The sequence below is a fragment of the Methylomicrobium album BG8 genome (assembly GCF_000214275.2).
Classification (GTDB): Bacteria; Pseudomonadota; Gammaproteobacteria; order Methylococcales; family Methylomonadaceae; genus Methylomicrobium; species Methylomicrobium agile.
In genome coordinates this window covers 4,070,514-4,082,543 of record NZ_CM001475.1, presented here as the reverse complement: position 1 = coordinate 4,082,543, position 12,030 = coordinate 4,070,514, and the positions used below count along the sequence as shown (strand labels likewise).

The window sequence follows — 12,030 nt, the reverse complement described above, 5'->3', positions numbered from 1 at the left end:
ATTTTGATGGCGAAGGTTTACCGCCCTTGCCCGCATCTGGTATATTCGGCACATGGCTAGGCGGCTTGCCGGGGAACCGTAGGCTCTTGATGATAATAATGATCGCCGGCGTATCAATTCAATAAAATTTAGAGGGGGATTTGCGTCATGACTGAAGGGTTGTTTATTCTGACCGTTATTTTTGTGGCTTATGTCGTTTATCAGGTCGTAAACGATAAGAATGCCGGCACAAAAACCGCTGTTCATGAGGCGAAGCCGGCACCTTCGGCCGCCGCTCCCGCTCCGAAACCGCAATCCGCCGCCAAACCGGAACCCGCAACTGCCCCCAAACCTGCCGTACCGGCATCCGCTGCTGCGAGTACCGCCCCGGCTCCCGCTTCCGGCGCGTCGGCCAAGACCGGGTTGCGCAACCCCGAAACCGGTGAAGTAACCCCCGTATTTACCAACTACCGTTTCGCCAAGCGCTGGATCAAGGAAGCGCTGGTTGCCGAAGGATTGCTGGACAGAATCTACAAGAACAATGAGCTGGATGCCGCCGTCGAGGCCAAAATCAAGGACGCGGTCGCCAAGCTCGAAGCGATGCCGAAATACCGCGCCTGAACATAGAAAGCGTTTTTCCCTGCGGCGGTAAGTACAGGGGGCGGATAAAATGCAGTGAACCGCTAAAGGATGTGGTTAAAAATAATCTCCCGGCATGCCGCCTGATCGTTCCCACCGGCGCGCGTCATCAGGCACCGCGTAGGGCGGTTTTGCGAAGCAAACCGCCTCATCCTCAAAAACGGGGAATGGCCTGTGGCGAAACCCGGCGGATTGCCTTCGGCGAATCCGCCCTACAGCGGTTCGTGCTCTTTGGGGGTAACCCAAGCCGGCAAAGGGGGGCACGATAAGCGCTTGACCGGCGGGGGAATGAGAGGGGGAAGTTATTATCGACCCAATCCTAAACGCTTGTGGAGCCGCTTTGGGGCGTCACGGCCGGGGAAACGTCGGCTCTGCCTTTCTTACGAACGAGAGGACTTGCCAGGGTTAAAAAAACGGCAGGTCTTGACGTCCATCCTTTCTTCGAACATCCATCTGATCGGCGCACCCTTCAGACCGGCAGGTCGGCTTTGGCGCTTCATTCGCGCAGCCGCGTTCCCGGGTCTCCAATTTCAGTCGTCCAGTTCCAGTTTTTTCAGCCGATAGCGGAACGAGCGGAACGTCAACCCCAGTTGTTTGGCCGCTGCGGTTTTATTCCATCTGTTTTCTTCGAGCGCATGCAGAATCGCTCGTCTTTCGATCGCTTCCAGATAATCTTCGAGCGAACCCCGGCCCGGATCGTAGCGGGATTCTTCGGAAAGATGCGTCTCCGCGATTCCGACCGGCAGATTCAGGTCGTCCACGCCGATGCATTTCCCATCGTACAACGCCAGCGCCCTTTCGAGAATGTTTTCGAGCTCCCGGATATTGCCCGGAAAACGGTAGCGCTGCAATGCGTCGAGCGCCGCCGGTGAAATTTCAGGCTTGTGCGTCTGTGTCTGCCCGGTCAGTCTGACCAGAATATGTTCGGCCAGCGCCGGCACGTCGGCGGTACGCTCGCGCAGGGGCGGCACATTCAACTCGATGACATTGATCCGGTAAAACAGATCCTGGCGGAAACTGCCGTTCTGCACCATCTCGGCCAGATTCCGGTGCGTCGCGCTCAACAGCCGCACATCGACCGGAATTTCCTGTTGTTCGCCGACCGGGCGGATCTTTTTTTCCTGGATTGCCCGAAGCAGTTTGACCTGCAGCGACGGAGGCAGGTCGGCGATTTCGTCGAGAAACAGGGTGCCGCCGTCGGCGGCTTGAAACAGGCCTTTTTTATCGCCGACCGCACCGGTAAAACTGCCTTTTTTATGTCCGAAGAATTCGCTTTCCATCAGTTCGTGCGGGATCGCGCCGCAGTTGATCGCGACGAAAGATTTATCGCTGCGGGTACTCTGCTGGTGTATCAAGCGCGCGACCAGTTCCTTGCCCGCGCCCGATTCGCCGTGAATGTGGACCGGCGCCTGGCTGCGCGCGAGCTTGGCGATTTTGGAACGGATGTCGCGCATCAACTGCGACTCGCCGAGCAAGGTATGACGCATCCGTCGGTCCTTGGCCGAGGCGTGATCCTTGAACTTCAGTGCGTTCGCGACCAATTGCCGCAGCGCCGGCAGATCGACCGGTTTGGAAACGAAGTCGAACGCACCTTTTTTCATCGCGGTGATCGCGGTGTCCATATTGCCGTGGGCAGTGATCACCGCGACCGGGTGCGGGGCATCGGAGGACTGAATCAGTTCGACCAGTTCGAGGCCGTCGCCGTCGGGCAATTTCAGGTCGGTCAGGCAGAGATCGAAGGTGCGCTCCTGTAATAATCGTCTGGCGCCGGAAGCCGTGCCGGCGCTCCGGGTCTCGACGCCCATCCGGTGCAGGGTGATTTCGAGTAATTCGATAATGTCGGGCTCGTCGTCGACGATCAATGCAAAAGGTGTCTTCATTTATTCAACGGAATGATTTATCGGCGTCGCTCAGATACAGCCTGAAGCTGCTGCGTTGGTTTCGGGTTAAATGATAGCCTAATTTGGCGTGGTTTAATTCGGCCAATTCCTTACAGATGAAAAGCCCTAACCCGGTGCCTTTGTTGGAGGTAGTGAAAAAGGGTTCGAACAGGCGGCTCTGATGCTCGGGGGCGATGCCGGGGCCATTGTCGATCACTTCGATGCAAGGCGAATTTTGCGCTATGAAAACGTGCACAGTGATCGGCCCGTGCTCGGGATGGCCGTAGAACAGCGCATTCCGGCATAGATTGTCGAGGATTTGCTTCAAATGGCCGGGGTCGATGAATGCGGTTAGCCGGTCCTGGTCAATATGGAGCCTGAGCGCTTTCTGCCCGGCCAGTTGATGTTCCAGCGTAAACGTTTCCAGGTAGTGCGTCAGCCAGGGCTTGAGCTGAATTTTTTCCCGGCGCGAGGCATTGCGGCGGGAAAGCTGCAGAATGTCCTCGATGATCTTGTTGACCCGTTTTGAATGGGTCTGGATGATCTGCGCCAAACGCTGGTCCTGGGGGGTGAAATTCGGATTTTCGGAGAGCAGTTGTCCGGCATGGCTGATCGCTCCGAGCGGATTGCGGATTTCGTGCGCAATGCTCGCCGTCAGGCGTCCCAGCGAAGCCAGTTTGCTTTGCTGGACATGCTGATTGTACAGCGCGATGTCTTCCAGCATCAGCATGTAGAAAGCACGGTTGCGGGTCGGCAGCAGGATGAAGCGGACGCGGATTTCGGCTTGATCGGGGAGGGTCAGTTCCGCCTGATCCAGCTCCTGGTCATAGAGCCAGTCGCTGAAGTCTTCGGAGAGACGGGCCGAGATATCGCGCAAATGCACGGGCCTCTTCCCCAGATTCAGCATTTTCAAGGCGGCCGTATTGGTCAATTGTACGATTTGTTTCCGGTTGGTGATGAGGATGCCGGTTTCCAGATGCTGGATGATGTAGTGATTCAGTTCTTCCAGATTCGCGATCGTTTGTTCGTGCCGGGCCGCCAGTTCCAGAAGGCTTTCGCTCCGCTTCGCGAGTACGTAGGACAGCAGTGCGATCGTCAGAAAGGCGGCTCCGAGCATGCCTGCATAAGGGTAGGACGCCGCGGCGAAACTGTCCGTGAGATCGGCGTAAATCTCTTCGGCCAGCACCAGCAGACTGGCCATCGCGGCAAAAAACATGGCGCAGCGGCCGCCGATCGTGACGCCGCCCGACGCCACCGACACGGCCATGAGAATTCCGATGCCGCTTTTGAGTCCGCCGGAAGCGTGCATGATCAAGGTCAACAGGATGATGTCGGAAAACAGCAGGAATTGCGCCTGAAAACTGTAAGCGGCGAGCCGGGAACGGAGCAGAAAGCCGGAGATCAACGTCAGCAGTAGATAAAGCAGGCTGGCGGAATGGTAAAGCTGGGCATTTAGAGAACCCAGCACCGAGGGTGCGGCGCGGGCGTAAAACAGCGCGATGAAAAAGCCGGCCAGAAACAGCCGGTAAACCAGGTAGACCTTCAAAAGCAGCCATGCCTGCGGTTCGGGAATGCCGTAACCTTTCGACAGCGGGCAGGGATGGATGATGCTTTGATTATTTTCCGGCATGCCGACTAATGTTGATGCTGTTTTTCCGGTAATTTATTAGAATATCCGCCAGCCAGTAAGCATAGCATTGCCGCGCGCGATCTTGCGAAAAATCAATACCGTCAACCCGCCTCATCGGAGCATCCATGAATATCCACGAATATCAGGCCAAACAGCTGTTTCGCAGCTACGGGATACCGGCGCCGGAGGGCCGGCCGGCGGCGTCCGCGCAGGAAGCCGATCGTGCAGCCAGAGGGCTGGGCGGCGCGGGCTGGGTCGTGAAGGCGCAGGTGCATGCGGGCGGACGCGGCAAGGCGGGCGGCGTGAAGCTGGTGAAAACGCTCGAGGACGTTGCAGCGGCGAGCCGCGACCTGCTCGGCGGCCGCCTGGTGACGCATCAGACCGGCAACGCCGGCTTGCCGGTCCGTAACTTGTTGATCGAAAGGACCTATCCGATCAAACGCGAACTCTATCTCAGCCTGATCGTCGACCGGGGCAGCGAGCGGATGACGTTCATCGCTTCTGCCGCCGGCGGCATGGACATCGAAGCGGTCGCCCACGAGTCGCCCGAACAGATCCTGTCGGTCGCGATTCACCCGGCCGCCGGCCTCCAGGCCAACCAATGCCGGCGCTGCGCCTACGCATTGGGCCTCAAGGGGGAACAAATCAAGGCGCTGACCGGGATCATGCAAGGCATGTACCGGCTGTTTCTGGAAAAAGACGCCAGCCAGATCGAAATCAATCCATTGATCGAAACGGAAGCGGGCGAATTGCTCGCGCTCGATGCGAAGATCAACTTCGACGACAATGCGGTCGCCGCGCATCCGGACATTCTGGCGCTCAGGGATCACGAACAGGAAGACGCAAAAGAAAACAAGGCGCAGCAATACGGCCTGAACTATATCACGCTCGACGGCACGATCGGCTGCATGGTGAACGGCGCGGGGCTGGCGATGGCGACGATGGATCTGGTCAAGTTGAAGGGCGGCAGTCCCGCCAATTTCCTGGACGTCGGCGGCGGCACCAACGTGGAGAAGGTCTGCGAGGCGTTCAAGCTGATCCTCTCCGACGGCAACGTGAAGGCAGTGCTGGTCAATATTTTCGGCGGCATCGTCCAGTGCGACATCATCGCCAGCGGGATTCTGGCCGCCATCAAGCAGGTCCATGTTGCGGTGCCGGTGGTGGTCAGGTTGGAAGGCACCAATGCCGAACAGGGCCGGGCGCTGCTGAACAGTACCGGTCTCAATTTATATGCCGCCGACGATTTGACGCATGCGGCGGAACAGGTCGTAGCGTTGGCGGAGGCCGCAGCATGAGCATCTTGATCGATAAAAATACCAAAGTGATCTGCCAGGGCTTTACCGGCAAACAGGGCACTTTCCATTCCCAGCAGGCGCTCGAATACGGCACGGAACTGGTCGGCGGCGTCACGCCGGAACGCGGCGGCAGTCGGCATCTGGGTTTGCCGGTATTCAACACGGTCGAGGAAGCGGTCAAGGCGACCGGCGCGGACGCCAGCATGATTTATGTGCCGCCGTTTTACGCGGCCGATGCGATCCTCGAAGCGGTCGATGCCGGGATCAAGCTGATCGTCTGCATCACCGAAGGCATTCCGACCTTGCACATGCTGCGCGTAAAAGCCGCGATGGCCGGCGCCGGCGCGCTGCTGGTCGGCCCGAACTGCCCCGGCGTGATCACGCCGGGACAATGCAAGATCGGCATCATGCCCGGCAAGATCCATATGCCGGGCTCGATCGGGATCGTCTCGCGCTCCGGTACGCTGACCTATGAATCGGTGCATCAGACCACCCACGAGGGCCTCGGCCAAAGCACCTGTGTAGGAATCGGCGGCGATCCGATCCACGGGATGAACTTCGTCGACGTGCTGAGCCGCTTCCAGCAAGACGATCAGACTCAAGGCATCGTGATGGTCGGCGAAATCGGCGGCGGCGAGGAAGAAGATGCGGCCGAGTATATCAAGGCGCACGTGACCAAGCCGGTGGTGGCCTATATCGCCGGACAAACCGCCCCGCCCGGCAAGCGCATGGGCCACGCCGGCGCGATCGTGACCGGCGGCAGGGGCACCGCGGCGGGCAAAATCGCGGCGCTGAAAGCGGCCGGAGTCGAAGTGGTCAGCTCGCCGACCGATATCGGCGCGGCGATCAAAGGCTGCTTGCCGCGGTAATTCAGGTTTACCGCTTTTGAAGGCTCATGCCGAAGACCTGCCGGGTTTTTAAAACCTGGCAGGTCTTTATTCAATTTCTTCTTTCCCTTAAATCCAACGTCTCGAAATTTTACGAGCCCGCATGACTTTAAAAATCGCCCTCGCTCAAACCCATTTCCTGGTCGGCGACATCGACGCCAACGTCCAAAACATCGTCCGAAATGCCAAACATGCCCATGAAACCCTCGGTGCGGACCTGATCGTTTTTCCGGAACTGACCGTGACCGGCTATCCGGCCGAAGATTTGCTCTTGAGGCCTGACTTCATCGACGCGGCCAACGAGGCCGTCGGCCGGCTGGCTTCGCTGCTGCCGAAAGATATCGCCGTGGTGGCGGGTTTTCCGGAACAGGACGGCGGCAAGCTTTACAACAGTGTGGCGGTCTTTTATCAGGGCAGGATCCTGGCCGGATACCGCAAACGGGCGTTGCCCAATTACGGCGTGTTCGACGAGCGGCGTTATTTTTCCGCCGGCGATAAGACCTGCGTATTTTCCTTCAAGGGGACGAAGATCGGCCTCACCATCTGCGAGGATGTCTGGCACGCCGGCATTATCGCCGAAAATCGGCGCGAAGGCGCGGATTTGCTGCTGACCCTGAATGCCTCGCCGTTCCATGCGGGTAAGATTCGCCAGCGCGAAGCGGTGGTTTGCGGCCAGATCAAAGCCGCGCAAATTCCGCTGGTGTATGTGAACCAGATCGGCGGCCAGGACGAATTGGTCTTCGACGGTGCCTCGTTCGTGGTCGATGCGCAGGGCGAGGTCGTGTTCCGGGCCGAAGAATTCAAGGAGCAGATCGGCGTCGTCGATTTTGCCGACGGCCGGCCGCTCAAGGGCGATTGCGCGCCGCTGTATACGCCGGTGGCGAGCGAATACCAGGCGCTGGTGCTCGGGATTCGGGATTACGTCCGCAAGAACGGCTTCAAGGGGGCGCTCTTGGGGTTGTCCGGCGGGATCGATTCCGCGCTGGTGCTGGCGCTGGCGGTCGATGCCTTGGGCGCGGACCGGGTCGAGGCGGTGCTGATGCCGTCGCGTTATACCCAGCCGATGAGCATCGAGGATGCGATCTGGGAGGCCGAGGCGCTCGGCGTCAGGCACCATACCGTACCGATCGACCCGGCCGTATCCGCCTTTGGCGGGATGCTGGCCGGGATTTTCGCCGGTACGAAACAGGATACGACCGAAGAAAACATCCAGGCGCGCTGCCGCGGGGTGATTCTGATGGCGATTTCCAACAAACAGGGCAAGCTGCTGTTGACGACCGGCAACAAGAGCGAGATGAGCGTCGGCTATGCGACGCTGTACGGCGACATGGCCGGCGGCTTCGCGCCAATCAAGGACGTGCCGAAACTGCTGGTCTATCAATTGGCGCGCTACCGGAACGGCGTGGCCTTCGTGATTCCGGAGCGGGTGCTGACCCGGCCGCCGTCGGCGGAACTGGCGCCCGGCCAGGTCGATCAGGACTCCTTGCCGCCTTACGAAGTGCTCGATCCGATCCTCGAACGCTATGTCGAGCTTGACCAGTCGGCCGATGAAATCATTGCGGCCGGCTTCAGCCCCGAGGACGTGGCCCGGGCCGTCAGCCTGGTCGACCGCAACGAATACAAGCGCCGCCAGTCGCCGCCCTGCGTCAAGATCACCGAGCGGGCGTTCGGGCGCGACCGGCGCTATCCGATCACCTCCGGTTATCGGGGGATGAAGCAGTAGGAAAGATTGTCTTTCCTATAACAGGAACAGGCTCGCCAGCCCCAAAAAGATAAAGAATCCCATCGCGTCGGTAATCGAGGTCAGCATCACGCTGGCGCCGGCGGCGGGGTCTTTGTCGAACTTGTGCCGGAGCAGCGGAATCGCGAGGCCGGCTACGACCGCGACCAGCAGGTTCAGGAGCATCGCCAGCGCCATCACGCCCGCCAGCGGCCAGTCCCGGTACAGGAAGAAGGCGACCGAACCCACGACCAGGCCGATAAAGATACCGTTGAGCAGGGCGAGGGTCAGCTCTTTCCGGATCAGCCGGCCGACATTGATCGAGGTGATCTGCCCCAAAGCCAACGAGCGAATGATCAGGATGCTGGTCTGGTTGCCGGTATTGCCGCCGGTGGCGGCGATGATCGGCATTAGCGACGCCAGCGCCACCAACTGCAGGATCGCGTCTTCGAAAAAGCCGATGATCCGGGTCGAGATAAAGGCGGTCGTGACGTTGATCAGCAGCCACGGCCAGCGGTTCTGTACGCTTTTCCAGACGCTGGAAAACAGGTCTTCCTCTTCGGTGACGCCCGCCTGAATCAGCCGTTCTTCGTCGTTTTCTTCGAGGATGTAGTCGAGCACACTGTCGATGCACAGCCGTCCCTGCAGCCGGCCTTCGCGGTCGACGACCGGGGCCGAAATCAAGTCGTAACGTTCGAATGCGTGCGAGGCCTCGGCAATTTCCTGGTCGACCTCGAACTGTACGAAATCGGTAACCATGGCGTTTTCGGCAGTCAGCGCCGGCGCATGGGTCAACAGCCGCGACAGCGGCAGTACGCCCTGCACCTTGTTGTCGTGGTCGACGACGAACAGTTTATCGGTATGCTTCGGCAATTTGCCGAGATTGCGGATGTAGTCCGAGATCGCGTTCAGCGTGAGATCGGCGCGAATCGTGATCGTGCCGAAATCCATGAACGCGCCCACTTGGTCGTCTTCATAGGCCAGCACGTCGTTCACGTGCTTGCGTTCCAGATTATTCAGCGAACGCAGGATCTTCAGCATTGCGTTCTTGGGCAGATCGTCGGCTAGGTCGGCGATTTCGTCCGCATCCAGGTTTTCCGCCACGCTGGCCAGATCCGCCGATTCCATACTCGAAATCAGGGTGTGCCGGACCGCATCGGACACTTCCACCAAAACCTGGCCGTGATGGCTGGCCTCGATCGCGTTCCAGACCAACATGCGCTGATCCATCGGCAGCGATTCGAGGATGAACGCGATATCCGCCGGATGCAGCTCCGCCAGTTTGTCTTGCAGACGGCTTTCCTGTTGTTTGCGCAGGACCGTTTCGAGAAGTTCGTGATGCTCGCCCGGCGTTCTTTCGAGCAGCGATTTTTCCAACTGCTGTTTTTCGAGCAGGTTGATCACTTCCCGGAGCTGGTGTTGTAAAAACTGGGCAGGGCTGAGCTTGTTTACGAAATCCATAACATCACAGAGTCATATGCAGCGTGCGCTGGCGGGAGTAAGCGGACTCGCCGTCGGCTCGGCGATGGGGCGGGGCGAGAATTGCGCGGTCATTATAAGCGATAAAGATAAGACTGGTACGAAATATGCATTCTCTTCGGAATCTTGCCGGCCTTAGAACCGCAGCCTTAATTTTAAGGGAAGAACTGTTGATTTTCGGTTAAATCACTTATAGTTAGGGTTTTATAATAAATGTCATTTATTACAAGGAGATTTGCATGCAGCATTTTCGTCTTTCCATGATCGTGACCGTTTTGTCCGTCGCGATCGCGTTTTATTGGGGAGGCCTGACCGGTGCGTTCATCGCGCTGATTCTGGGTGTCCTGGAAGTCAGCCTGTCGTTCGACAACGCGGTGGTGAACGCCTCCGTTCTGAAGCGCATGGATGAACGTTGGCAATTCTATTTCCTGACCTGGGGCATCCTGGTTGCGGTATTCGGGATGCGGCTGTTGTTCCCGATCCTGATCGTCTCGGTCGCGACCGGCATTGGCTTGGTCGGCGTGGCCGGCATGGCGCTGCACGAACCGATGACCTATGCGCAGCATCTGGCCGAATCGCATGTCGAGATTGCCGCGTTCGGGGGAATGTTCTTGCTGATGGTGTTCTTCGGGTTCATCTTCGACGACGCGAAGGAGCTGCACTGGCTCGGACGCATCGAAGAAAAACTGGCCGCCTGGGGCAAGCTCGAATCGATCGAACTGATCGTGGCGCTCTGCTTGCTGCTGGTGATCCAGCACTGGTTGCCTGCCGAGCTTCGCCTGCAGGTGATGGTGGCCGGCGTATCGGGGGTGATCCTGTATGTGATGGTCGATAGTCTGGACGCGCTGTTCGAAGACGAGGAGGAAGGCGCGCAGGTAGCCGGCGCCCTCAAAAAAGCCGGGTTGACCAGTTTTCTCTATCTGGAAGTGCTCGACGCTTCGTTTTCGTTCGACGGCGTGATCGGCGCCTTTGCGATTACCCAGGACGTGATCATCATCATGCTCGGACTGGCGATCGGCGCGATGTTCGTGCGGAGTCTGACCGTCTACCTGGTGCGTCAGGGGACGCTGGATGAGTACGTTTTTCTGGAGCACGGCGCGCACTACGCGATCGGCGTGCTGGCCGGCATCATGCTGATGAGCATCACCACCCACATTTCCGAAGTGGTGACCGGCCTGACCGGTGCGGTTCTGATCGGACTGTCGGTGTACTCTTCGGTCCAGTACAAGAAGGCGCAGGCATAACCCTTGTAGGGTACGTTGCGCGTACCTTTCGAAGGTATTGAATAAGGTACGCGCAGCGTACCCTACGGACCATGCTTCCGGCCGACCTTTTTTTCCAATCTCTGCTGGCGATCAAATCCCAGCCGCTTCGGACCGCCTTGATCGTTCTGGCGATGAGCATCGGAGTCGCCTCGGTTTCGGTCCTGGTCGCGTTGGGGGACAGCGCGCGCCGTTATATCGTGCACGAGTTCGAAGCGCTCGGCACGCACCTGGTGATCGTGCTGCCGGGACGCAACGAAACGACCGGCGGTCCGCCGCCGTTATTCGGCGAGACGCCGCGCGATCTGACGCTCGGCGATGCCCGGGCGCTGTCGGCCAGTCCCCATATCGCCGCGATCGCTCCGCTGATGATCGGCGCCGCGCCGGTTTCGAGCCAAGGCCTGGAGCGCGAAACGAACATTTTCGGTTCGACCCGAGAACTGTTCGGGGCCAGGCACCTGCATATGGCGCAGGGCGGTTTTTTGCCCAAAATCCCGGCCGATCAGGCGCGTTCGGTCTGCGTGATCGGCCAGACGATCCGCAAGGAACTGTTTCCAAACCGGCAGGCGATCGGCCAATGGCTGAGGATCAACGACCGACGTTTCCGGGTGATCGGTGTCCTGGCTCCCGAAGGCGAGTCGATCGGCACCGATTTCGACGAGATGGTGATCGTACCGGTCGCTTCCGGCCAAGCCTTGTTCGATACCGAGGCGCTGTTCCGGATTCTGGTCGAGGCCAAGTCCAAGCAGGCGATGCCGAAAGCGGTCGATGACATTCGCAAAATCATCAAGGCGCGCCACGAAGGCGAGGAAGACATTACGATCATTACCCAGGACAGCGTGGTCGGGACTTTCGACAAAATACTGGCGGCGCTGACCCTGACCGTGGCCAGCATCGCCGCGATCAGCCTCGCGGTCGCGGGCGTGCTGGTGATGAACGTGATGCTGGTCAGCGTGACCCAGCGCACCGCCGAAATCGGCCTGCTCAAGGCGCTGGGCGCGACCCGCCGGCAACTGCACATGCTGTTCCTGGCCGAAGCCGCCCTGCTGTCGCTGGCCGGGGCCGCGGCCGGCGCGCTGCTCGGCCAGCTCGCCCTAGCCGGTCTGCAATTGGCCTATCCGAAATTTCCGCTGGCGCTGCCGCCGTGGGCATTCCTGGCGGCGCTCGGCGTTGCGCTGCTGACCGGCCTGACCTTCGGGCTTTTGCCTGCCCGCAAGGCCGCCAGGCTGAATCCGATCACCGCTTTGGCCAAACGCTGA

Annotated in this window: 9 protein-coding genes; 6 read left to right on the top strand and 3 right to left on the bottom strand. The window is 59.4% G+C overall.

Annotated elements, in window-relative coordinates:
- The first annotated feature begins 147 nt into the window (after positions 1–147).
- Complete coding sequence (locus METAL_RS17810; protein ID WP_005374604.1) at positions 148–600, top strand: hypothetical protein; 453 nt, start codon at positions 148–150, stop codon at positions 598–600.
- Between the two features lie 548 nt (positions 601–1,148).
- Here the strand turns inward: METAL_RS17810 and METAL_RS17805 are convergent.
- Together METAL_RS17805 and METAL_RS17800 are read right to left on the bottom strand one after the other, a co-directional pair.
- Positions 1,149–2,498 (bottom strand): sigma-54-dependent transcriptional regulator, encoded by a 1,350-nt coding sequence (locus tag METAL_RS17805; protein WP_005374603.1) that lies wholly within the window; start codon positions 2,496–2,498, stop codon positions 1,149–1,151.
- Positions 2,499–2,502: 4 nt separating this feature from the next.
- Positions 2,503–4,128, bottom strand: a complete 1,626-nt coding sequence (locus tag METAL_RS17800) for a two-component system sensor histidine kinase NtrB (protein WP_005374594.1) — start codon at positions 4,126–4,128, stop codon at positions 2,503–2,505.
- Between the two features lie 125 nt (positions 4,129–4,253).
- On the opposite strand from METAL_RS17800, the gene sucC reads away from it, so the two are divergent.
- The 3 genes from sucC to METAL_RS17785 all read left to right on the top strand — a co-directional run bounded on the left by sucC (position 4,254) and on the right by METAL_RS17785 (position 8,033).
- A complete protein-coding gene (sucC, locus tag METAL_RS17795; protein WP_005374592.1) occupies positions 4,254–5,423 on the top strand; it encodes an ADP-forming succinate--CoA ligase subunit beta in 1,170 nt (389 codons plus the stop codon).
- Positions 5,420–6,292 carry a succinate--CoA ligase subunit alpha gene (gene sucD / locus METAL_RS17790; RefSeq protein ID WP_005374590.1) on the top strand — a complete coding sequence of 291 codons (873 nt, stop codon included), beginning with the start codon at positions 5,420–5,422 and terminating at the stop codon, positions 6,290–6,292. Before sucC ends, sucD begins: the two co-directional genes overlap by 4 nt.
- Before the next feature lie 121 nt (positions 6,293–6,413).
- Entirely contained in the window at positions 6,414–8,033 is a 1,620-nt protein-coding gene (locus METAL_RS17785; RefSeq protein ID WP_005374588.1) for an NAD+ synthase, read from the top strand.
- Positions 8,034–8,048: 15 nt separating this feature from the next.
- Here METAL_RS17785 and mgtE read toward each other — a convergent pair whose 3' ends face one another.
- Positions 8,049–9,491 (bottom strand): magnesium transporter, encoded by a 1,443-nt coding sequence (gene mgtE / locus METAL_RS17780; protein WP_005374586.1) that lies wholly within the window; start codon positions 9,489–9,491, stop codon positions 8,049–8,051.
- Positions 9,492–9,748: 257 nt separating this feature from the next.
- On the opposite strand from mgtE, the gene METAL_RS17775 reads away from it, so the two are divergent.
- Positions 9,749–10,753: a DUF475 domain-containing protein gene (locus METAL_RS17775; RefSeq protein WP_005374584.1), complete on the top strand. Its 1,005-nt coding sequence runs from the start codon at positions 9,749–9,751 to the stop codon at positions 10,751–10,753.
- 71 nt (positions 10,754–10,824) lie between these two features.
- Positions 10,825–12,030, top strand: a complete 1,206-nt coding sequence (locus METAL_RS17770) for an ABC transporter permease (protein ID WP_005374583.1) — start codon at positions 10,825–10,827, stop codon at positions 12,028–12,030.